Origin of the sequence: Caballeronia sp. PC1 (assembly GCF_021353155.1) — a bacterium.
In the GTDB taxonomy this organism is placed as follows: Bacteria; Pseudomonadota; Gammaproteobacteria; order Burkholderiales; family Burkholderiaceae; genus Caballeronia; species Caballeronia cordobensis.
The window spans coordinates 1,849,513-1,872,786 of the sequence record NZ_JAJUBH010000002.1 but is presented as its reverse complement, the minus strand read 5'-3'; the positions used below and the strand labels follow the sequence as shown (position 1 = coordinate 1,872,786).

Here is a 23,274-nt window from a genome sequence, read left to right as displayed (position 1 = left end):
CACCTTTTCATACTTGATACAATCACTACCCTGACTACCCGACTCGCACCCATCTCTAAGTGCTTTTAGATAGTCTCTTTACTACTTCTTCCAGATTGTTAAAGAACGTTTAGCCGACAGGATCACTTCAATTCCTGCAGCATCAACTGGCTTCAATCGCCAATGCTTAATATTCACGCTCGGTGAACACTAGGCATTGAGGATTGGTGGAGGATGACGGGATCGAACCGACGACCCCCTGCTTGCAAAGCAGGTGCTCTCCCAGCTGAGCTAATCCCCCGCGTCTTAGGCCTGCACGACCCATCTCGACTCGTGGTGGGTCTGGATGGATTCGAACCATCGACCCCCGCCTTATCAAGACGGTGCTCTAACCGACTGAGCTACAGACCCAAAGCCTGTCTTAAACAACAGCCGATAAGCGTGAGCGCTTAACTTTTAAGTGCGAAGCTCGAGAAAGGAGGTGATCCAGCCGCACCTTCCGATACGGCTACCTTGTTACGACTTCACCCCAGTCATGAATCCCACCGTGGTAAGCGCCCTCCTTGCGGTTAGGCTACCTACTTCTGGTGAAACCCACTCCCATGGTGTGACGGGCGGTGTGTACAAGACCCGGGAACGTATTCACCGCGGCATGCTGATCCGCGATTACTAGCGATTCCAGCTTCACGCAGTCGAGTTGCAGACTGCGATCCGGACTACGATCGGTTTTCTGGGATTGGCTCCACCTCGCGGCTTGGCAACCCTCTGTTCCGACCATTGTATGACGTGTGAAGCCCTACCCATAAGGGCCATGAGGACTTGACGTCATCCCCACCTTCCTCCGGTTTGTCACCGGCAGTCTCCTTAGAGTGCTCTTGCGTAGCAACTAAGGACAAGGGTTGCGCTCGTTGCGGGACTTAACCCAACATCTCACGACACGAGCTGACGACAGCCATGCAGCACCTGTGCGCCGGTTCTCTTTCGAGCACCCCCACCTTTCAGCAGGGTTCCGACCATGTCAAGGGTAGGTAAGGTTTTTCGCGTTGCATCGAATTAATCCACATCATCCACCGCTTGTGCGGGTCCCCGTCAATTCCTTTGAGTTTTAATCTTGCGACCGTACTCCCCAGGCGGTCAACTTCACGCGTTAGCTACGTTACTAAGGAAATGAATCCCCAACAACTAGTTGACATCGTTTAGGGGCGTGGACTACCAGGGTATCTAATCCTGTTTGCTCCCCACGCTTTCGTGCATGAGCGTCAGTGTTGGCCCAGGGGGCTGCCTTCGCCATCGGTATTCCTCCACATCTCTACGCATTTCACTGCTACACGTGGAATTCTACCCCCCTCTGCCACACTCAAAGCCTGCCAGTCACCAATGCAGTTCCCAGGTTAAGCCCGGGGATTTCACATCGGTCTTAACAGACCGCCTGCGCACGCTTTACGCCCAGTAATTCCGATTAACGCTCGCACCCTACGTATTACCGCGGCTGCTGGCACGTAGTTAGCCGGTGCTTATTCTTCCGGTACCGTCATCCTCCATCCATATTAGGGACGAAGTTTTCTTTCCGGACAAAAGTGCTTTACAACCCGAAGGCCTTCTTCACACACGCGGCATTGCTGGATCAGGGTTGCCCCCATTGTCCAAAATTCCCCACTGCTGCCTCCCGTAGGAGTCTGGGCCGTGTCTCAGTCCCAGTGTGGCTGGTCGTCCTCTCAGACCAGCTACAGATCGTCGCCTTGGTAGGCCTTTACCCCACCAACTAGCTAATCTGCCATCGGCCGCCCCTATAGCGCGAGGTCCGAAGATCCCCCGCTTTCTCCCTTAGGTCATATGCGGTATTAATCCGGCTTTCGCCGGGCTATCCCCCACTACAGGACACGTTCCGATGTATTACTCACCCGTTCGCCACTCGCCACCAGGGTTGCCCCCGTGCTGCCGTTCGACTTGCATGTGTAAGGCATGCCGCCAGCGTTCAATCTGAGCCAGGATCAAACTCTTCAGTTCAAACCTGTTACTGTTTTCGGTTCCGTTAAGAACCGGTCGCTCACTCAACGTACTGACGATGATTAATCTGTCCTAAAACAGAAAAACCTTCCTCTGATACTTCGTGTGAGACTCTTGATACTTTTGCTATTGCTGATCCCGAAAGACCAGCCGCACTCGCTATCAAGCGCCCACACTTATCGGCTGTTAGTTTTTAAAGAGCACATCGCAAGACATCCAACCTCACCACCGTCTTGCGTCGCTGCGTTGTCTGCAGCAGAGAAACGAGATTATGACGGGCCGATGAAGCTCCCGCAAGTCCCTTTCGCAAATTATTTTTCTACGCCAGAACAGCGCGTCCGAAATCCAGATTTCTCAGTCTGATATTTCGAACGCGATAATCCTTGACTGATCTCCTCGCGCCGAGCGATCACTCGACGGCTCAACTCCCGAAAAACGGTTTGCAGAATCCCGCAGGCCCGACGCAGTCCGATGCCGAAGACATACCATGCTGCATCGGCATGCGCATCGCGCCGGAGCCCGCTGCCGCGCCGCCCGCCTGCGCGCCGCCATAGGCCTCGTTGGTCTCGTTCGCCTTCTGCGCGGCCACCTTCGCCTCCGCAGCCTGAATGTCGGCGGGATAGTTGGCTTGCTCGCCCATGGCGGGCGAGTAGCCGGCCTGTTCCAGTTGCGCGAGTTCGGCCTTCACTTGTGCGCGGGTCAACGGCACGTTTTGACTCTGCGCGAAAACGAACGTGGGCGAGGCGACCACAGCGAGGGACACGATAACTTTGGCGATAGCGTTCATGATGTTCACACTCCGACGGTAAAGGTTGACCGGATCGCACGCGATCCACGAACCTCATCGAACGCACAGGGCCCTTGCGCGGCTTCGACTCACTCCGACCGTTGCGAGCGCTAAAGCGCTAACTTCGATCGACACCTAGGTTTCAAGCGTTGAGGCTACGATTGGTTAACCCGCGCACGCGGCCATCTATTCCCGCGACAAGACGAGATTTCGATCGAGCGGCGCACGGCATCGCATCGACGTCTAGGGGTATCAGGAGGGGAAACAACGAGGAAGCGCGGAGGACGAAGCCGGATGAGGAGTCCGGCAAGGCGCCAGCCAGCACCCGTCCACCGCGAGCGTATTGTGAAGCAGGGCGGCGCAAAGATCATCGCCGCCCGCGTTGAAGATGCCTTGCCGATCCCGCAACAATGCTATTCGCGGGACCGATGTTCAATGCGCATCAGGCACGAGATGCACGCGCTTTTCGGTTGCAGCCTCGACGGCCGAGCGCGAATAAAGCAGCGGAAAGTATTGCCCGTCGAGCCACATCTTCGCGAGATCGCGATAGTGCGGGTTATCCGGATCGCCCGACTCGCCAGGCAGGTTCACCGCACGCGACGCATCCCAGTTGCCGACATCCACGACCACGCGAAACGAAGGACCATTGGTCTCGCGGAAATCGCTCGCGCGATAAGTCGATTGATTCGGCGTGTACGCGCTGCCGCCCTTTCCTGTCGGCCCGACATTGAGCTTTGCGCGCATGTCCGCGTCGACGACATCGGCGAGAGGATGCGCATTCAGGTTCGTCTGCAGCTTGCCCCATTGCCACTGGCTCGCATCGGCGCCTTGCAGATGCCGCATCTCGCCATACGCATCGCGCAGGCTCGAAAGCAGCACGGCGTCGCGTTTGGCTGGCGCGTCGGCGCCGAAGCGCGTCTGCGGATGTTCGAGCGTCTCGAGCATCACGGCAGTGTCGGGCGCGCCGAACGACGCCGCTGCATCCTTTGGCAATATCGCTTCCTTGAAGACACGCCCGAGATGCCGCGAGAGCCATACTTCTTCCAGCGCCGCCTGCGGTGAATCGGCGCCCATGTGCGCGTCCCAGCCCTTGAGCATCGCGAGTGCGGCGCGCGTGTCATCGTCATCGCTTGAAAGCGGCGCAAGCAAGGCGACGAGCCTGCGCGCCGGAATCGAAACGATATCGTTCTGCAAACGTTCCGAATCTTCGATCGACACCTTGGGCAGCGACTTCAACACTTCATCGATGCGCTGATGCCGCGAACCGTTGGTCCACTCGAAGCCGAGCTTGCGCTCGGCGTACGGATAACCGGCGGGCAAATTCATTTCATTCGACGTCGTGAAGTAGCCTTGCGCCGGGTTATAGACCGAAGGCATTGCATCGCGCGGCCAGAAACCGGCCCATTCATAGCGTCCATCGCCGGGCACGGGCATGAGGCCATCCCAGTTCGGTCGAATCGGCGCGAGACCACTCGGTACCCAGCCGATATTGCCGTCCTTGTCCGCGAAGACCTGATTGACGGTCGGCGCGCCCCATGTCGCGAGTGCGGCCTTGAATTGCGCGTAGTTCTTCGCGCGCATGTAACGCATTGAATCGAAGTAAGGCGACATGCCCGGCGACAGCCACGCGGTGCGCACGGCGAATGCGCGATGCTTGCTCTCTTCCGTGTAGATCACCGGGCCATGCCGTGTGAACAGCAGATCCGCGCTGACGGGCGCACCATTGCGAACAGCGATCTGCTCGCGCACGACGCGCATCGGCTCCCACTTGCCTTTATAGCGATACTGACGCGGATTCTCCGGATTCAACTCGTACACATAGAGATCTTCCTGATCGATATTGAAGATCGTGAGGCCGTACGCGATCGATCCGTTATGCCCGATGGAAATACCCGGCGCGGAAGGCTCGCCCCCGCCGATGATGTCGAGCGTCGGCGTGCTGATCTGCTGGATGTAGCGCAGGCTCGGCGCGGCATACGCGCGATGCGGATCGTTCGCCATGATCGCGCGGCCCGTCGCCGACTTCGATGGCGCGATGACCCAGTTGTTGCTGCCTTCGGTGACTTCTTCGGGATTGTCGGCGGCGGCGATGACCGTCGTCGAAGAATCCGCGCTCTTCATCGACTCCTTCGTGACGCGCACGCCTTGCGTCGCAAGCGTAAACACCTTGAGCACATCGTCGGGAAGACAAGGATCGAGGCCTGCCGGAACCTGCGCTTTCCAGGGCGGCTGCAAGCCAAAGCGTACGGTATCCGCATCGACCGAGCTCTTGCACGTCACGCGCGCCCGCGCCACTTCGCTCGTCAGGTTTCTCGTGAGACCGTGACTGCGAATCCGCACGATATCGTCGGCGCTCCATTTAGCGGGCCAATAGCCGATCTTGCGAAACTCATAAGGCATGCGGTCCGGATGCGCGGCAAGCCAGGCGACGTACGCGTTCACGCCTGCGGCGAAGCGCGTCGCCGCCGGTTTCGCGTCGGGTCCGTAGCGTTGCCATTCGGTCGCCATGTCGCCCCGATAGAGAAAGAGCCGCGTGGCCTTGTCCTGCTCCACATAGGCGGGGCCGAATACCTCGGAGAGCTCGCCGAGACCTCGCCGCCGCCAGAGGTCGATCTGGAACAACCGGTCGCGCGCCGCGTTGAAGCCTTGCACGAAGAAGGCGTCGCTGTCATTGGCCGCGAAGATGTGCGGAACGCCCCAGCGATCGATCAGAATGTCCGACGGCTGCGAAAGACCGGCCACGGCGATGGTCTCGACCTCCGGCGCGTCGGCAAGCGCCACTTGCGCCGCAAGCGGACCAACCAGCGAAGCGCCAAGCATCAGTGCGCGCAAGCGTAGTCCCATCTTTCTCTTCATCAGAGCGTCTCCTTTTTTATCGATGTTAATTCGAGTCACGCGAATACTGCACTGTAATGGGATTGCAAACGATACGCAAAGGTCCAAAAGAACGCTTCTTAGCAATCGCAATGCCTGATAGCGGATTAATTTGCATAGGTATGCGAATCATTAAGCGTGGATGTCAAAAACCTTCCCCGCTACATACGCACCTCTTACATTTTCATTCAAATTCACTGCCAGCTTTGAATAACTGAACGAAAGCCCTGTTCGACCGCCTTTTACGCAAACGTTTCACAAAAGTTTCGCGCAGCATGAGCACACTTGCGTCCGCCATCTTCATCGCATGCGTACGCAGAGGAGTTCGCTCATGCCGTGCCGTTTCTTTCTGATCGTCGCGCTGTTGCTGTCACTCGCTGCCTGCGGTGCGGGCGACGGCACATCTTCAGCCCCATCATCGACTGAGAACGCCGCATCGGATAGCACCGACGCCAACGCAGCCGCGGCATTGCCGGCGCTCGCCAGCGATCCGGTTGCAAGCGCTCAAGCGAGTCTCGACGACGATAGCCGTCAAGTCACGCCCGTTCTGAGCTACGCCCCGCAAACCGATGACACCCCGCGCCACTAACCCATCTCCCCCCAGCAGAAGGACAATAACCAATGACATCGAATAGCCGTCGCCGTTTTCTGCAAACCGTCGCCCACTCGGCTGGCGCCGCCGCAGCCCTCACCGCCTTCCCTGATTCGATCCGTCGCGCGCTGGCCATACCGGCATCTTCGCGTACCGGTAGTATTCAGGACATCGAACATATTGTCGTGTTCATGCAGGAGAACCGTTCTTTCGATCACTACTTCGGCCATTTGCGCGGCGTGCGCGGCTATAACGATCGATTTCCGATTCCGTTGCCGAACGGAAAACCCGTCTGGTTTCAGCCGTCCAAGGCCGATCCGACGAAACCCGTTCTGCCGTTTCACCTCGACACCGCCACGACGAGCGCGCAGTGCGTCGGCGATCTCGACCACTCCTGGTACAAGACCCACGCAGCAATCGATGCCGGGCGCTACGACCAGTGGTGCGCCAACAAGACCGATATGACGATGGGCTACCATCTGCGCAGCGATATTCCCTTTCACTATGCGCTCGCCGATGCATTTACCGTCTGCGACGCGTACTTCTGCTCGCTGCCCGGCCCCACGCATCCGAATCGCGCCTACCTCATGACCGGCATGGTCGATCCGACCGGCACGAAAGGCGGCCCGCTGCTCGACAACAACGACTTCGTGGACGGCGACGGCCCGCCGAACTATCAACTGCTCTCGTGGACGACCTATCCCGAACGCTTACAGGACGCCGGCATTTCATGGCAGATCTATCAGCAAGGGCTCACGGGCGCCGATCCGCTCAACGGCAATTACGGCACCAACATCCTGCAGAACTTCACGAACTTCATCAACGCGAAGCCCGGCACGCCGCTCTATGAACGCGCTCAGACCGTGCGCACGATCGATGACCTGAAGGCCGACGTACTCGCCAATCGCCTGCCGCAAGTGTCGTGGCTGTGCCCGCCCGCTGCGTTTTCCGAGCATCCGAAGTACACGCCGGCATACGGCGCGCAATACACGTCGCAAGTGCTCGATGCATTGACCGCGAATCCGGAAGTGTGGAGCAAGACCGTGCTCTTCATCATGTACGACGAGAACGACGGCTTCTTCGATCATGTCGTGCCGCCGCAGCCGCCGAGCTCGCGCGCACAAGGTCTTTCGACCGTCACGACCGACGGCGAAATTCACAACATCGTCAATCCCGCGCGCGGCGGCAGCTATACCGTCGATAACCTGCCCTACGGTCTCGGGCCGCGCGTGCCGATGACGATCGTCTCGCCGTGGACGAAGGGCGGCTTCGTGTGCTCGCAGGTGTTCGATCACACATCGGTGATCCGCTTCATCGAAACGCGCTTCAATGTGATGGAGCCCAATATCACGGCATGGCGTCGCGCGGTGTGCGGCGATCTCACCGCGGCATTCGATTTCCGCACGACGGATTCACGCATGCCGCCGCTGCCCGACACGAGCAACTACCGTTCGATCGCGGATAACCAATGCTCGACACAGCCGCCGCCGGCCGTGCCCGCAACGCCCGGCGCAATCGACGCGCAGGAATCGGGGCCGCGCTTCGCGCGCGCGCTGCCTTACGAATTGCACATCAATGGCCACGCCAAAGACAAGCAGAATCAGTTCGTGATCGACTTCGCCAACACCGGGCGTCAGGGCGCGCATTTCTACGTCTATTCGAGCAACCGCACCGACGGTCCGTGGCGCTATACCGTCGAAGCCGAAAAGTCCCTGCGCGAGACGTTCGATCTCACGAACACGAACGGCGTCTATGCATTTGCCGTGTATGGACCGAATGGTTTCATCCGCAATTTTTCAGGCAATGTCGCGCCGCAGACGCAAAAGCAATCCGCGCGCGCCGCGCAACCGGAAGTGAAGGCGCATTACGACATCGCGAACGGTAATCTCATGCTTCGCTTCGTCAACGACGGGAACGCGCATGCAAAGCTATCCGTCGTCGATAACGCCTACGGCGCGCATCCGCGTCAGGTGAACGTGCCGCCGGGCGCGACGCTCGAAGAAACTTGGATTCTCGGGGCCAGTCATCACTGGTACGACTTGACCGTCAGCGACCGTGACGACGCCAGCTTTTCACGCCGCATCGCGGGTCACGTGGAAACCGGCAAGCCGAGCATCACCGATCCGGCGGCTATTGCGCCGATGACCGCAGCGAGTTAAGCGAAGTGTCCCGCCTCGATGTAAGTCGGGGCGGGCTCAATCACTCGTCGTGTCGCGGCCTTTCCTGCAACACGGTGTCGCGAATCGCCTCCGCGAATTTCTCCAATGCCTGTACGGGTCCGCTCACGCTGTTGTACTCCTGAGTGCCGATCCGCCCTTCCAGTACCACCGCAAAGCCGCAGTCCTGCGCGATTCTCAAAATATCGTCCATATCGTATTCGCCTCAAGTCGTACATGGCGAAGCACTCGTAATGCCTGCTCGCCGTGACGCGCATAGGCATGGACACGTCAAATTTACCGAACCAAAACAATTAGCCGGGCATCTTTTCCTCTGACAAGAGAACGCCTGCGCTGCACTTTTCCTATCCTTCTCCTGATGGCGAGCGCGCCTCGCTTGACAGCGGCATTTCGACTCGCGTATTGTTTGGTAGACCAACCAAGAAACGGAATCGCCCATGAATCGCGTTGCCGCCACACCGATTTGCTTATTCGTCGTCGCGACGCTGGCGGCGTGCTCGCATCAGGCACGCGACAGTTATCAGGGCTACGTCGAAGGGGAGTTCGTCTATCTCGGCTCGTCACAGTCGGGCAAGCTCAGCGCGTTATCGGTCAAGCGCGGGCAAAGCGTAAAGGCAGGCGCGAGCACGTTCTCGCTCGAATCCACCGATGAAACCGCCGCACTCGATCAGGCCCAGCGCCAGCTCGGCGCAGCGCAGTCTCAACTCGAAGACATCCTTACCGGAAAACGCGCGCCGGAAGTGGCTTCGGTGCGCGCGCAACTCGCGCAGGCGCGCGCGAATGCCCGCAAGGCCGCATTGCAGTTGAGCCGCGACGAAGCGCAATTCGGCGCGGGCGGCATCGCCAAGGGACAACTCGACGATTCACGCGCCAATGCCGATGCAGCCGCCGCGCAAGTGCGCGATCTCATCGAACAGGTCGACATCGCACGCTTGCCGGGACGCCCGCAACAAATCGCCGCCCAGCGCGCACAGGTGGCGGCCGCGCAGGCATTCGTCGCGCAGGCGCAATGGAAAGTCGATCAGAAGCAAGTTGCCGCGCCCGCGGACGGACTCGTATACGACACGCTCTATCGCGTCGGCGAATGGGTGCAGGCGGGCAGTCCCGTCGTGCAGATGCTGCCGCCGCAGAATGTGAAAGTGCGCTTCTTCGTGCCTGAAACCGTGGTGGGCAGTCTCGCGACCGGCCGCGCGGTGTCGATTCATTGCGACGGCTGTGCCGAAGCCGTACCCGCGACGATCACCTACGTGTCCAATCAGGCGGAGTACACGCCGCCCGTCATCTACAGCAATGAAAATCGCGCCAAGCTCGTATTCATGGTCGAGGCGCATCCTCAAGTCGGCGACGCATCGAAGCTTCATCCGGGCCAGCCCGTCGCAGTGAGGTTGCAATGAACGCGCAGGACACGCCCTACGTCATCGACGTACACAATCTCAACAAGCATTTCGGCGACAAGCACGTTGTCAACGATGTCTCGCTGCAAGTCGCGCGCGGCGAAATCTTCGGCTTTCTCGGCCCGAACGGCAGCGGCAAGACGACCTCGATCCGCCTGATGTGCGGACTGCTCACGCCCGACTCCGGCAGCGGCACCTGTCTCGGCTATGACATCGTGCGCGAAAGCGAAGAGATCAAGCGCAATGTCGGCTACATGACGCAGCGTTTCTCGTACTGGGAAGACCTGACGATCCGCGAAAATCTCGACTTCGTCGCGCGCATCTATCAGATGACGAACCGCCGCGAAACGGTCGATCGCGCGCTCGAAGCGCTCGGTCTGCAAAGCCGCGCCAATCAACTGACCGGTTCGCTTTCGGGCGGATGGAAGCAACGCCTTGCGCTCGCCGCCTGCATGCTGCACGAGCCGAAGCTGCTCCTGCTCGACGAACCGACCGCCGGCGTCGATCCCACTGCGCGCCGCGACTTCTGGGAAGAACTGCATCGACTCGCGGCAAAAGGCATCTCCGTGCTCGTCAGCACGCATTACATGGATGAAGCCGAGCGCTGCCACAAGCTCGCGTATATCGCCTATGGAAAGCTGCTCGCGCAAGGCACCGCGAATGAAGTGATCGCCGCGCAGAATCTCGCGACATGGAGCATTCAGGGCGATCATCTGAGCGAGCTTTCCGAGCGCTTGCGCACGACGCCGGGCATCGATCAAACCGTCGTGTTCGGCTCGGCGCTGCACGTGAGCGGCAGCGATCACGCCGCGCTCGAACGGGCCGTGCGCGATGCGACGAAAGACGGCGCAATGCGCGCCGAGCGCATCGAAACCGGCCTCGAAGACGTGTTCATCTATCTGATGAGCCGCTCCACCGATAATTTCAAGGTGACGTCATGAACGCGCGCGGGCCGCTTGCGATGTTCGGGCGATTCTCCGTCACGCGCTGGTGGAGCATCGTCATCAAGGAGTTTCTGCAATTGCGGCGCGACCGCATCACGTTCGGCATGATCGTGGGCTTGCCGATCGTGCAGCTCGCGCTGTTCGGCTATGCGATCAACACGGACCCGAAGCATTTGCCGACCGCCGTCATCGTCGGCGATCAAAGTCCGTTCACGCGCAGCTTCGTCGCGGCGATGAAGCATTCCGACTACTTCGATATCGTCGAGACGCTGCCCGACGACGCAGCCGGCCGCCGCGCGCTCGCGCAAGGGCGCGTGCTGTTCGTGCTCGACATTCCGGCCGATTTCTCGCGTAAGCTCTTGCGCGGCGAGCGGCCCGCACTGCTCATCGAAGCAGACGCCACCGATCCCAACGCGGTGAGCAAGGCAAGCAACGCGCTGCCCGGCCTGGTCCAGTCCGTCGCCGGCAAGGACCTCACCGGCCCGCTTGCATCGCTGAACGGCAAGCCCGCCGCATTCGACGTCCAGGTGCATAACCTCTACAACCCCGAGGGCATCACGCAATACAACGTCGTGCCGGGCCTGATGGGCGTCATCCTCACGATGACCCTCGTCATGATGACGGGCCTCGCGATGACGCGCGAACGCGAGCGCGGCACGATGGAAAATCTGCTCGCGACACCCGTGCGCCCCGTCGAAGTGATGACCGGCAAGATCGTGCCTTACGTGTTCATCGGTCTCATTCAGGCATCGATCATTCTTCTCGCCACGCGTTTCGTTTTTCACGTGCCGTTCGTCGGCAATCCGTTCGCGATCTATCTCGCCGCGCTGCTGTTCATCGCCGCGAACCTGACGGTGGGCATTACTTTGTCGTCGCTTGCGCAGAATCAGTTGCAGGCCATGCAACTCACGATGTTCTATTTCCTGCCGAACATTCTTCTATCGGGTTTCATGTTTCCGTTCGCGGGCATGCCCGCATGGGCGCAGTTCATCGGCAATCTGTTGCCGCTCACTTACTTCAACCGCCTGATTCGCGGCATTCTGCTCAAGGGCAATGGCTGGGCGGATCTATGGCCTTCCGTCTGGCCGATGGCGCTCTTCACCGTCATCGTGATGGGCATTGCGCTGCGCTTCTATCGGCGCACGCTGGATTAGGGAGACGTCGATGAAACCCATGCTTTCTCTCTGCGCCCTCGTGCTGTGCGGCTGCACCGTCGGCCCCGACTTCCACGCGCCCGCGCCGCCGGATACGCAAAGCTATATAAGAACGTCGACGATGACTGCTTCCCAAGGCTTTCCGTCAACCGACCATGCCTTGCCGTTCTGGTGGAAGCAGTTCGGTTCCGATGCGCTGAACGATCTCGTCGATCGCGCATTGAACGACAGTCCGAGCCTCGCCCAGGCCCGTGCGAAGCTCGTGCAGGCGCGCGAGGACTACCGTGCGCAGGCGGGCGCAACGTATTTTCCCGCCGTCGATGCATCGCTTTCCACCTCGCGCCAGAAGGTCGATCCCGCTGCGTTCGGCGTGCCCGTGCCGAGTCCGGGACCGTTCACGCTCTACGACGCATCGGTCAGCGTGTCCTATACGCTCGATATCTTCGGCGGCGAGCGTCGCGCGCTCGAAGCATTACGTGCGCAGGTGGATTACCAGTCGTTCGAACTCGATGCGGCGCGTCTTTCCATCGCGGGCAATGTCGTATCGACGGCGATCCGGCGCGCTTCGCTGCAACAGCAGATCACGTTGACGGAGCGTCTCGTCGATGCGCAGACCCGGCAGTTGAGCATCATGGAAGGCCGCTTCGAAGCAGGCGGCGTCGCATCGTTCGATGTGCGCAGTCAACGCACGCTCGTCGAGCAGACGCGTGCGAGCCTGCCCTCGCTCATCGCGCAACGCAATCAGGCCGATCATCGGCTTGCGATATTGCTCGGCGTCGAACCGTCCAAAGCCGATTTCGATGCGATCACGCTCGATTCGCTGCACGCGCCCGAGAGCGTGCCGCTCACCTTGCCTTCGACGCTCGCACGCGAACGTCCCGATATCCGCGCGTCGGAAGCGCTGCTGCATCAGGCGAGCGCGAATGTCGGCGTAGCGACAGCCGACCTCTATCCGAAGTTCTCGCTAACGGCGGGCGCGGGCAGCCAGCGCACGAACATCCAAGACATGCTGAGCAGCGTGAACGTGTGGAATGTCGGATTGAATCTGACGCAGCCGCTCTTTCATGGCGGCGAATTGCGCGCGAAGAAGCGCGCTTCGGAAGCGGCTTACGACGCGGCGCTGTCGGCGTATCGGCAGACCGTGCTGGACGCCTTGCAGCAAGTCGCCGATAGCCTCACCGCGTTGCAAAACGATGCGAACGCATTGCAATCGCGCGCGGTGGCCGCGAGCGAAGCGCAAGCGAACCTCGATACGGCACATGCGCGTTTCATCGCGGGCGGTGTGAGCCGCTTCGATCTGCTCGATACACAACGTCAGGCGTTGCAGACGCAACTCGATCATGCGCTCGCGCAAGCGAATCGTCTGTCTGACACGGCCGCCCTCTTACAGTCGTTAGGCGGCGCGAGCGAAGACATGAAAGCAGCCTCCGCGCCGCAATGACGCCGACGCATCAACCCGCGAATCGCGGCTCGGGAATGCCTCGCACGCCCAGCCCCGTCACCGCGAACAAGCCGCCCTTGTCGCGCTCCTTCTGCGGAATGCCCCACATCGGGCGGCCCATCGTCGTGACATACAGGATGTCGAGATTCGGGCCGCCGAACATCACGCTCGTGAGATTGCGCACCGGAAACGGCACGACGCGGTCGAGCGTGCCATCGGGCGCGAAGCGCAGAATGCGTCCGCCAAATACGAGCGCGGACCAGATATAGCCCGCTTCATCGACGGTCGCGCCATCGAACGTGCCCGCCATGTCATGCGCGGAGGCGAAGAGCCGCTTGTTCGTCGCGGCGCCCGTTTCGATGTCGTAGTCGTACGCGTACATCTCCTTGCTGTAGGTGTCGGTGAAGTAGAACGTCTTGTTGTCCGGGCTCCAGCATGGGCCATTCGAGCAGCTAATGCCGCTGTCCAGACGCGCAAGCTTGCCGTCCGTGTCGAGCCGGTATAGGCCGCCGCTGCGCGTCGAGCGCTGGCCGCGATCGGCGTCGTAACGGTCGAAGTCATACGACATGGTGCCCGCGACGAAGCGGCCTTTGCGATCCACCTTGCCATCGTTGAAACGCGTTTCGGTATCGTCGCTTTCGGGATCGGCGATGAACTGCACGGTTTGCGATTCGAAGTCGTAGAAATGCAGGCCATTCGCGAGCGCGACGACCGCGCCGCCTTGCTCGCGCAACGCCATCGAACCGATGTGACGCGGCACGAAATAGCGCTTCACGTCGCCGCCGTCCGCGCGACAGCCATAGATTTCCGCGGCCGTGCTGTCGATCCAGTACAGCCGTTCTTCCTGCACATCCCAGAGCGGACCTTCGCCAAGGTGATTGTTCGCATCGACCAGCAAGCGTACTTCAGCCATCGTCGTCTCCTTTATTCGGGCTCACCATCCTCGATCCGACGGCGATGCGCGAGCAAGGCCATCAGTCTGCGATCGCGCCAGCGGCTGCGTTCCTCGATGCGCTCGCGCGGCAGCACCGCGCGACGCTCGGCGTCCAGCCTGCCGAGCGTATCGGCGGACCAGTCGAAGGATTGACGCGTCGATGCGATCGCGCGATACGTGCCGCCATAACGCGCCGCGTAGTCGGCAACCCCGCCGGGCGCATTGAGATCGATCGTTTCGAACGGGCCCATGAACGACCAGCGCATCGCGAGTCCGTCGCGAATCACGGTGTCGAGATCGGCCGCGCTCGCATAGCCTTGCTCGTAGAGACTCAGCGCTTCGTCGAGCAGCGCGCCTTGCAGGCGATTGAGCAGAAAGCCCGAAATTTCCCGATTCACGTTCACGGGCTTTTGACCCGCTTCTTCGTAGATGGCGCGGGCGCGTTCCATCGTCTCCCGCGAAGTCCACGGCGCGCCGCACAATTCGACGAGCGGCACGAGCGACGGCGGATTCACCGGATGCGCAACGAGGCAACGCGCGCGGCCTTCGATGCCCTCCGTGAATGTCGATGCAGGCAGTCCCGAAGTCGAACTCGCGAGCAGCGCATCGGGTTTCGTGAGCCGATCCAGTTCGATGAACAGCGCGCGCTTCGCCTCGACCACTTCCGCGATGTTCTCCTGCACGAGATCCGCATCCGCAACCGCATCGCCGAGGCTCTCGCAAATCACGATGCGAGACACGATTGCATCGACCGGTTCATCGATCAGACCGAACGAGGCGAGATCCTGCACGCTTTCACGAATCGCGGGAATCGCGCCGGACAGCATCTCCCGCGATGCATCGTGCAGTTTCACGTCGAAGCCGCTTTTAGCGAAGACGATCGCCCACGCGCGCCCGATGCGCCCCGAACCAATCACCGCGATGTTTTTCGCTTGCATCTGACTGTGGTCCTCATTCGAGTTGAGTTAGCCCTTCTTGTCCCGCAACGTGATGACAGCCGCCAGCACGACGAGCCCGTTGATGATGTCGCGCACGGCCGGCGGCACGGTGGTGCCCGCGAGCAGCGTGCCGAGCGCGGTCAGCAGGAGCGCACCGCCGAACACGCCGAGATAGTGCCCGCGTCCACCCGTGATGAGTGCGCCGCCCACGACCACGACCGCGATCGAAGGCAGCAGATACGGATCGCCCATGCCGAGAAACGCTTGCGAACTGAACCCCGCGAGCAGCAGACCGACGAGCGCCGAGCACAAGCCCGACAGGCAATACACGGCGATAAGCGTCGTGCCGACGCGCACGCCGGAGAGCTTCGCCGCGACCTGCGAATTGCCGACCGCATAAACGCGCCGCCCGAACGGCGTGCGATGCAAAAGCAGCAACGCGATGATGAGAAACACCGGCACGCTCCACGCCGCGAGCGATAGCGGACCGAGGCGCCCGTTGGTGAATTCGCTGATCGACGAAGGCGACCAGCCTTGCGGCGAGCCGTTGCAATAGATCAGCGTCAGACCTTGCAGCAAGCCATTCGCCGCGAGCGTCACGACGATGGGCGGCAAGCCGAGCATCACCACGCCGACCCCGTTGAACACGCCGACGAAAAGGCCCACGAAGAGCACGAGCGGCACGGCCCACGCAGCCGCACCGTTCACGCCATGCGTCAGTCCGGTCAACAGCACGCCGGACAGCGTGATGAGCCAGGGCATCGAGAGATCGAGTCCGCCCGTCAGAATGACTGCGCCCTGACCCAGACCGAGAATCGCGAGAAAGAGCGTGAGCGTTAAGAGACTGCTATAGAAATTCGCGCTGACGAGCACGCCGGGGCCATACACGATGCCGGTTATGACGACCACCGCGAAGAACAGCATATAAGCCGGCACGACATACTTCGCCCATTCCCGATTGCGCTCGATCCAGTCAGCGATGGCGCGCCCCTTGAGCTCCGTGTTCTCGATGGGCCGAAAATCGTCGACCTCGAACGTGACGCGGCGTGCGTTTCTATCGTCGCGCGCGCGCGTGCCCGTTCGCATCGCCTTGAACCATTGCGCTGCGTGCCGCGCGCATTCGTGCGCGGCCGACTGCTTGCCGATCGACGAGCCGAGCACCGCCAGAATCAGGATCACCGCTTCCGCAATTGTCGTGAAGAACGCCGATACATTCAGCACGAGCAGAATGTTCACGGTGATCATCAGCGTCATCGCGGCGAATACGGTGCCCACGCAGCCACCGCGCCCGCCGCCGAGCAGCGTGCCGCCGAGCACGACGGCGGTGAACATCGAAAGCAGCAACGGACGGCCCACGAGCGGATCGGCCGAACCCGTCTGCGCCGATACATACAGCCCCGCCGCCGCGTAGAACATGCCCGCGAGCGCATAGGTCGCGATGCGGTAGCGCGTGACCGGCATGCCGTTCGCATAAGCGCCGTCCGGGTCGCTGCCGAGCGCATAGAGCCCCACGCCGAAGCGCGTGCGCTTGACGAACGCCCAGACGAGCAGCGCGACGATCAGAAGCCCCGCCGACATCGGCAACTTGTCGGCAATGAGATCCGCCGTGAGCGCCGCGCCGAACTGATCGCCGACGCTGCCGCCGGGCTTGTTCTGAATCAGCAGCGTGAGGCCTTGCACCATGAACATCGTCGCGAGCGTGACGACGATCGATTGCAGGCGGAACCATGCGATCAACGCGCCATTGACGAGCCCGATGCCGCCGCCGATCGCGAGAATCAGTGCAGCGCCCGCCCATTGCTCGACGGGCGAGCCCTGCACGAAGCGCACCGCGAGCACGTTTGCGAGCGACACGACCGCCGACGCCGACAGATCGAAGCCGCCCGTCAATACGACGATGGTCTGCCCGATCGCCGCGAGCGCGAGCGTGGTCGCACTCGAAATGACCGAGCCGATGTCGTACAGCCCGACCGGCGTCGCGGACAAGGCGACCCATCCGGCGAGCATCGCGAGCAGGGCCGAGATGGCGATGATGAGCCCGCGATGATGATCGATGCGCGCGCCGAATCCCACGCGCGCGCCCGGCCGCACGATTTCGCTATCGGGCGACGCTACGGCAATCTTCATGAAGCACCTCTCAACTGGAAAGCATCTTGCGCATCACGTTTTCTTCGGTGAGCGCTTCGCCGGACAACTCGCCGGCATTGCGTCCGCGATACATCACCGATACGCGGTCGCACACGTTGACGAGCTCCGGCACATCGGTCGAGTAGAACAGCACCGCGCCGCCCGCCGCCGCGAAGGCGCGCATCAAGACGAAGATCTGATGCTTGGTGCCGACATCGATGCCGCGCGTCGGATCGAACATCAGCCACACGCGGCTTTGCGTGAGCAGCCATTTCGCCATGGCGATCTTCTGCTGATTGCCGCCCGAGAACGACAGACATGGCTTGTAGAGCGCGCGCGGATTCACTTCCATCTGCGCGAGCGAGCGGCGTATCGCCGCCTGTTCGCGCTTGCGGTCGATGAGCCCGAAGCGCGAGAAACGTCCGATCACGGGCAGGGACACGTTCTCGCCGCCAGGCAAGCGCAGAAAGAGGCCTTCGGTCTTGCGGTCCTCGGGCAGAAAACTCGTCGATACGCCCGCTTTCAGCGAGTCCGCCGTGGAGGTCAACGTGACCGGCTTGCCCTCGATGCGAATCTCGCCCTCGTCGATATAGCTCGCGCCGAACAGCGCCTCGAACAGCTCGCGCTGCCCCATGCCCTGCAAGGCCGCGATACCGTGCACTTCGCCGGGCTTCACGGCGAGATCGAAGTCGGTGACGACGCCATCGACGCGCACGTTGCGCGTTTCGATGGCCGGCGTCGCATCGCTCACCGCCGATGCGACCTTCGGCGGATACTTCGCCTCCATCGAGCGGCCGATGACGAGTCTGATTACTTCGTCATCCGATATATCAGCCGCATCGAACGCGCCCACGTCGCGGCCATTTCGATACACGGTGAGGCTGTCGCAGAACTCGCGCACTTCCTGCATGCGATGCGTGATGAACACGAAGGTCACGCCGCTCGCTTTCAGTTCGTCGATGCGCCGCGCGAGCCAGTTGACGTCGCGGCCCGAGAGCGCCGAGGTCGGCTCGTCGAGCAGCAGCACACGCGGCTGGCGCACGATCGCTTTCGCAATCTCGATCTTCTGCCGCACCGGCAAGGAAAGATCGCGGATATACGCGCCGGGACGCACGTCGGGCAGTTCGAGCCGGTCGAGCCATTCCGCCGCTTGCCGCTGCGCCTCGCGCTTCCTGATGCGCCCGAGGAAGCCGGTCGGTTCATACGACATCAGGAGATTCTGCGCGACGGTCAGATCGCGCACGAGCGTCATCTCCTGAAACGCCGTCTGCACGCCCGCGCGATGCGCGTCTCTCGGCGCACGCATCGTCACGTCGTCGCCCAACACGCGGATGCTGCCCGAGTCTGGCTGCATCAGCCCGGACAGCAGCTTGACCGTGGTGGACTTGCCCGCGCCGTTCTCGCCGAGCAGCGCATGCACCGCGCCGCGTTTCACCGAGAACGACGCGCCGTCGAGCGCGACGGTCGCGCCGAAGCGCTTCGTCACCTTCGACAGATCGATCGCCAGCGATGCGTCGTTCATCGTCGCACCTCAGTCCTGATTGCCCGTCAACGCGGCGTTGAAGCCCACTTCCTTCGTGTCTTCCGAATAGATGTCCGCGAACCAGCCCGGCGGCACCTTGTCCGGCGCGAACGCCGTGCAGCCCGCCTTCAGTTCGTCGATGCTGCCGGTCTTGCAGAGCTTCGATTCAGCGGTCAGCACGAGCGGCAGCTTCAACGTCACGCGCGCCGGAAAATCACCGCCATCGAGCTTCTTCACGGCCATCTTGAGCGCCATCGCGCCCGAATACGGCGGCGCGCCGTACGAGATCGAGCGATAGCCGATCGAGCGATACGCGCCCTGCCCATTCACTTCGCCGGGCGGCAACATCTGCACGCGATGCCCGTTCGACGATTCGCCCGCGCACGGCTTGATCTTGTCATCGGCGATGCCCGCTTCGAGCTGCATCGACGCCGCCGTGAAGCAGCCCACCTGCATCCACAGGCCGTCGATCTTGTCCCAGCTATTCGTCGCGAGAATCTTCGAGAGCTCGGTCTTGGCCGTCGCCTGACTCCACATGCCCGTGCCTTCCGCAACGATCTTGATGCCCGGGAACTTCGCGAACACCGCCTTCGCCGCCTCGGTGCGCGCGCGATCCACGGAGGTGCCCGGCACACCCGTGATCATCACGACATTGCCCTTGCCGTTGAGCGTTTTCGCGAGCCACTCGGCGGTGACGGTGCCCGCCTGATGCTGATCGATCGTGACGTTATGCGCGCACGGCTCGGTCACTTCGCCGTCGTATGCCGCGACCACCACGCCTTTCGAACACGCATTCTTGATCGCGCGATTCAAAGCCGTCGGCGAGATCGGATAGATGACGATGGCTTTCGCGCCGGCCTGCACCATCGAGTTGATCTGCTGAATCTGCTTCTGCGCGTCGGTGCCCGCGACCTGCACTTCGAGATCGACCTTGTCTTTCAAGCCGGGCGTGTTCGCCATCGCCTTGACCATGTTCGCGGCTTCCGTCTGCCAGTCGTTGCCGACATAGCTCATCGAAAGAAAGATCTTGTACTTGCCCGCCGCGTGCGCCTGTCCCGAGACGGCGAGCGCCGCCGCGAACGCGAGGCCGAGCGCCGCCCGGCCCGCATGACGAATCGATTGCGTCCATGCTTTCATGTCATCCTCCGTTGCTGCGTTATTGGTCTTCGACGATGCGCTTCTACTTGCTCACATGCGGCAGCCGCGCACTGGCCGGCAAGGCGATACCCGCGCTGCCGGGCACGACATTCGGGTCGTGTCCGGGTATGACGAAATCCGCGATCTGACGGATGCGCGACAACGAGCCGATCTCCGCGAGCGTTTCATGCACGATGCCCACGGGCACGAGATCGACGATGTTCTCCATGCAGTTCGCGCAATCGCCCGCGATCAGCACGACGCCCTCTTCCGTATCGACCGCGACGGACTGATGCCCCGGCGTATGACCGGGCGTCGGCACGACGCGCACGCCGGGCACGATATCGGTCACGCCGTTGACGAACTGCCAGCGAAAGTACGCAAGCGGCTCGCGGCCGATCAGGAACTCCTGGTAATACGTGGCCTGCGTCGGCAGCGGATGACCCGCGTACTCCCACTCCGCCGCCTGCACGATGAAGCGCGCGTTCTTGAATAGCGTATTGCCGCCCGAATGGTCGTAATGCAGATGCGTGTTGATGACGATATCGACATCGTCCGCGCTCCAGCCGACATATTCTTTCAGCGCGCGTTCGAGCTTTTCCTCGGGCGCCTGATCACACGGACAGACGAAGCTCGACACCCAGCCCGGATCGTGAATGCCCGTATCGACGACGATCTTCTTCGACGCGCCGACAATCGCCGTCGACCACACGGGCACCTTCATTTGCTGGCCGAAGTAGCGGCCATACACTTGCGAGGAGCGATCGACGGTGAGCCAGCCCGTCGGCATCGCGACTACTTTCAGCCTGGCGTTCACGATGTCCTCCGCCGTCAGAAGTTGGTGTCGCTCGCGCCTTTCAGCTTGAGCATCTCGCGCGCCTCGGCGGGCGTGGCGATATCGAGCGACAGGCCTTCGATAACCTGGCGAATCTTGCGCACCTGCGCCGCGCTCGATTCGGCGAGCTTGCCCGGTTCGATCCACAGCGAATCTTCGAGACCGACACGCACGTTCGATCCCTGCGCGACACCGATCGAGCCAAGCGGAATCTGATGACGGCCCGCACCGAGAATCGACCACACATAATCGTTGCCGAACAGCCGATCCGCCGTGCGCTTCATATGCGCGAGATCTTCCGGGTGCGGCCCGATGCCGCCGAGCAAACCGAACACGCTCTGCACGAAGAACGGCGGCTTGACCAGTCCGCGATCGACGAAGTGCGCGAGGTTATACAGATGCGAGATGTCGTAGCATTCGTGCTCGAAGCGCGTGCCGTTATCGCTGCACGACGTGAGGATGTATTCGATATCCGCGAAGGTGTTCTTGAACACGAGATCGCGGCTGTTTTCCAGATGCTTGCGCTCCCACTCGTACTTGAGTTCCTTGAAGCGCTCGAGCATCGGATAGAGACCGAAGTTCATCGAGCCCATGTTGAGCGACGCCACTTCCGGCTTGAAGTGATGCGCGGGCTTCAAACGCTCGGCCACCGTCATGTGCGGACTGCCGCCCGTCGTGATGTTGATGACCGCATCCGTTTCCGCCTTGATGCGCGGCAGAAACTCCTGAAACACGGCGGGGTCCTGCGTCGGATGGCCATCGTTCGGATCGCGCGCGTGCAGATGCAGAATCGCAGCGCCTTCCTTCGCGGCGGCGAGCGCGGCATCGCCGATCTGTTGCGGCGTCAGCGGAAGATACGGCGACATCGAAGGCGTATGAATCGCGCCTGTCGGCGCGCACGTGATGATGACCTTGCGTTTCGTTGCCATGTGATCCTCGTTGTTTTAAAGGACTTCCACGTTGCCGCAGACCGAGATCGCCTGTCCCGAGATGCCGCTGCCCGCGGGCGAACATAGAAAGAGCGCGGTGGCCGCGACTTCTTCGGGCGTCGTCATGCGGCGCAGCGAAATCTTCGCGAGATATTGCTTTTCCATCTCTTCATAAGAGAGATCGAGCTGCTTCGCGCGCGCGGCGATCACGCGTTCGATGCGCGGCCCCTTCACGATGCCCGGCTGGATCGCATTGACGCGGATATTCGAGGGCCCCAGTTCGATGGCGAGACTCTTGGTCATGCCGACGACCGCCCATTTCGTCGCGGCATACGGCGTGCGAAACGCATAGCCGAGCCTTCCCGCCACCGACGACAGCGCGATGATCGTTCCGCCGTCGCGCGCGTTACGCAAAAGCGGCACCGCGCGGCGCGCGAAGTAGAACTGCGCGTTCAGATTGACGTCGATGGTCTGTTCCCACTCGTTCGCGTCGAGTTCGTCGATGCCGCCGGTCGGGCCCGCGATGCCCGCGTTGTTCACGAGCACATCGAGTCCGCCGAGTTCGCGCTCCACATCGGCGAATACGCGCTCCACGGCTTCCTTGTCGGATACATCCGCGAGCGTGGACGTGATCGCATTGCACTCCGCGCTCGCTTCGGCCTGCGTCAGCGCATCGATCGTTTCGGCGCTCGAATCGCAGACATGCACGCGCGCCCCCGCATCGACGAATGCGCGCGCGATCACGAGCCCGATGCCCGACGCGCCGCCCGTCACGAGCACGCGCAAGCCCGCGTGCGGTTTCAGCATCTGAAGAACCGTCATGCCTTTGTCTCCCTTTTGTTTTCGATTCAGGCGCTCGCTTCGTTGCCGGGCTCGGCGCTTTGCAGACGCTCTTGCAGATCGGCCGCTGCATCACCGATGTCTTCCTCGATGCCGGCGCGCGCGCCTTCGCCGTCGCCGCGCCAGAGCGCTTCGACGATATGGCGATGCGCCGCCATCGACCGGCGCATGTGCGGTATGTCGGGCGCGACGAGATTGAGAAACGGACCGATGCGCATCCACAGGTTCTGGATCGTCGCGAGCGTGAGATCGCTCGCGCCGTGCGCGTAAATGGCGATGTGAAAGTCGAAGTTGCTGCGCAGATAAGCGGGCACGTCGCCGGCTTCGACATGCGCGTCCATGGTGTCGAAGATCGCCTGCAGCGCTTCGAGATGCGTTCGCGTCATGCGCGATGCCGCGCGCTTGGCGACCGCGCCTTCGAGTGCGATGCGCACGTCGCGCAGTTCGTCGAGCAAGTCGAGCGTCATCGGCGGGACCATCAGCGCGCGGCCGGGTCCGTCGATCAAGGCACCCTCTGCTTGCAGACGCGTGAGCGCGGCGCGCACCGGCATCGTCGAAGAACCGACGGCTTCGGCCACGCTGCGCAGACTCAGCAATTGTCCGGGCGCGAAGCGGCCCGTCATGATGGCTTGCCTTAACTGCGCGTAGACGCGGCCAGCCATC

At 61.7% G+C, this 23,274-nt stretch carries 18 protein-coding genes, 2 tRNA genes and 1 rRNA gene; 6 read left to right on the top strand and 15 right to left on the bottom strand.

The features are described from left to right. Positions 1 to 204: 204 nt before the first annotated feature. From LY284_RS24660 to LY284_RS24640, 5 genes are all read right to left on the bottom strand, one after another. Positions 205 to 280: transfer RNA gene (locus tag LY284_RS24660), tRNA-Ala, on the bottom strand. Positions 281 to 313: 33 nt separating this feature from the next. Beyond that, positions 314 to 390: transfer RNA gene (locus LY284_RS24655), tRNA-Ile, on the bottom strand. A 63-nt stretch (positions 391 to 453) separates the two neighbouring features. Further along, positions 454 to 1,986 (bottom strand): 16S ribosomal RNA (locus LY284_RS24650). Positions 1,987 to 2,407: 421 nt separating this feature from the next. After that, positions 2,408 to 2,773 (bottom strand): DUF4148 domain-containing protein, encoded by a 366-nt coding sequence (locus LY284_RS24645; protein ID WP_233388306.1) that lies wholly within the window; start codon positions 2,771 to 2,773, stop codon positions 2,408 to 2,410. 432 nt (positions 2,774 to 3,205) lie between these two features. After that, positions 3,206 to 5,617, bottom strand: a complete 2,412-nt coding sequence (locus tag LY284_RS24640) for a penicillin acylase family protein (protein ID WP_233388443.1) — start codon at positions 5,615 to 5,617, stop codon at positions 3,206 to 3,208. A gap of 361 nt (positions 5,618 to 5,978) precedes the next feature. Here LY284_RS24640 and LY284_RS24635 point away from each other — a divergent pair, with 361 nt between their 5' ends. Together LY284_RS24635 and LY284_RS24630 are read left to right on the top strand one after the other, a co-directional pair. Next, positions 5,979 to 6,236 (top strand): hypothetical protein, encoded by a 258-nt coding sequence (locus LY284_RS24635; protein ID WP_233388304.1) that lies wholly within the window; start codon positions 5,979 to 5,981, stop codon positions 6,234 to 6,236. A gap of 32 nt (positions 6,237 to 6,268) precedes the next feature. Then, positions 6,269 to 8,398, top strand: coding sequence for a phosphocholine-specific phospholipase C (locus tag LY284_RS24630; RefSeq protein WP_233388302.1), 2,130 nt, complete (start codon positions 6,269 to 6,271; stop codon positions 8,396 to 8,398). Between the two features lie 40 nt (positions 8,399 to 8,438). Here LY284_RS24630 and LY284_RS24625 read toward each other — a convergent pair whose 3' ends face one another. Then, positions 8,439 to 8,609 carry a hypothetical protein gene (locus LY284_RS24625; protein WP_014251776.1) on the bottom strand — a complete coding sequence of 57 codons (171 nt, stop codon included), beginning with the start codon at positions 8,607 to 8,609 and terminating at the stop codon, positions 8,439 to 8,441. Positions 8,610 to 8,853: 244 nt separating this feature from the next. Here LY284_RS24625 and LY284_RS24620 point away from each other — a divergent pair, with 244 nt between their 5' ends. Genes LY284_RS24620 through LY284_RS24605 form a run of 4 tightly spaced genes read left to right on the top strand, consistent with a single transcriptional unit; the run spans position 8,854 to position 13,349 of the window. Beyond that, complete coding sequence (locus LY284_RS24620) at positions 8,854 to 9,810, top strand: HlyD family secretion protein (RefSeq protein WP_233388299.1); 957 nt, start codon at positions 8,854 to 8,856, stop codon at positions 9,808 to 9,810. After that, positions 9,807 to 10,751, top strand: coding sequence for an ABC transporter ATP-binding protein (locus LY284_RS24615; RefSeq protein WP_233388297.1), 945 nt, complete (start codon positions 9,807 to 9,809; stop codon positions 10,749 to 10,751). The genes LY284_RS24620 and LY284_RS24615 overlap by 4 nt, the downstream gene beginning before the upstream one ends. Beyond that, positions 10,748 to 11,908 carry an ABC transporter permease gene (locus LY284_RS24610; protein ID WP_045452948.1) on the top strand — a complete coding sequence of 387 codons (1,161 nt, stop codon included), beginning with the start codon at positions 10,748 to 10,750 and terminating at the stop codon, positions 11,906 to 11,908. The genes LY284_RS24615 and LY284_RS24610 overlap by 4 nt, the downstream gene beginning before the upstream one ends. A 10-nt stretch (positions 11,909 to 11,918) precedes the next feature. Beyond that, on the top strand, positions 11,919 to 13,349 hold the full coding sequence (locus LY284_RS24605) for an efflux transporter outer membrane subunit (protein ID WP_233388295.1): 1,431 nt from the start codon (positions 11,919 to 11,921) through the stop codon (positions 13,347 to 13,349). Between the two features lie 10 nt (positions 13,350 to 13,359). Here the strand turns inward: LY284_RS24605 and LY284_RS24600 are convergent, their stop codons facing one another. From LY284_RS24600 to LY284_RS24560, 9 genes are read right to left on the bottom strand one after another with little or no spacing between them, the layout of a single operon-like run. Further along, complete coding sequence (locus tag LY284_RS24600) at positions 13,360 to 14,262, bottom strand: SMP-30/gluconolactonase/LRE family protein (protein WP_233388293.1); 903 nt, start codon at positions 14,260 to 14,262, stop codon at positions 13,360 to 13,362. Between the two features lie 11 nt (positions 14,263 to 14,273). Beyond that, positions 14,274 to 15,221: a 3-hydroxyacyl-CoA dehydrogenase gene (locus tag LY284_RS24595; protein WP_233388291.1), complete on the bottom strand. Its 948-nt coding sequence runs from the start codon at positions 15,219 to 15,221 to the stop codon at positions 14,274 to 14,276. Positions 15,222 to 15,248: 27 nt separating this feature from the next. After that, complete coding sequence (locus tag LY284_RS24590; RefSeq protein ID WP_233388289.1) at positions 15,249 to 17,348, bottom strand: ABC transporter permease; 2,100 nt, start codon at positions 17,346 to 17,348, stop codon at positions 15,249 to 15,251. 10 nt (positions 17,349 to 17,358) lie between these two features. Then, positions 17,359 to 18,870 carry a sugar ABC transporter ATP-binding protein gene (locus LY284_RS24585; RefSeq protein ID WP_233388287.1) on the bottom strand — a complete coding sequence of 504 codons (1,512 nt, stop codon included), beginning with the start codon at positions 18,868 to 18,870 and terminating at the stop codon, positions 17,359 to 17,361. A 9-nt stretch (positions 18,871 to 18,879) separates the two neighbouring features. Then, positions 18,880 to 20,007, bottom strand: coding sequence for a sugar ABC transporter substrate-binding protein (locus LY284_RS24580; protein WP_233388284.1), 1,128 nt, complete (start codon positions 20,005 to 20,007; stop codon positions 18,880 to 18,882). Positions 20,008 to 20,050: 43 nt separating this feature from the next. Further along, positions 20,051 to 20,824 (bottom strand): N-acyl homoserine lactonase family protein, encoded by a 774-nt coding sequence (locus tag LY284_RS24575; RefSeq protein WP_233388283.1) that lies wholly within the window; start codon positions 20,822 to 20,824, stop codon positions 20,051 to 20,053. Between the two features lie 14 nt (positions 20,825 to 20,838). After that, positions 20,839 to 21,771: a 3-keto-5-aminohexanoate cleavage protein gene (locus tag LY284_RS24570; protein WP_014251765.1), complete on the bottom strand. Its 933-nt coding sequence runs from the start codon at positions 21,769 to 21,771 to the stop codon at positions 20,839 to 20,841. A gap of 15 nt (positions 21,772 to 21,786) precedes the next feature. Further along, positions 21,787 to 22,593, bottom strand: a complete 807-nt coding sequence (locus LY284_RS24565) for an SDR family oxidoreductase (protein ID WP_233388281.1) — start codon at positions 22,591 to 22,593, stop codon at positions 21,787 to 21,789. Positions 22,594 to 22,619: 26 nt separating this feature from the next. After that, positions 22,620 to 23,273 (bottom strand): GntR family transcriptional regulator, encoded by a 654-nt coding sequence (locus tag LY284_RS24560; protein ID WP_077158120.1) that lies wholly within the window; start codon positions 23,271 to 23,273, stop codon positions 22,620 to 22,622. Position 23,274: the final 1 nt, after the last annotated feature.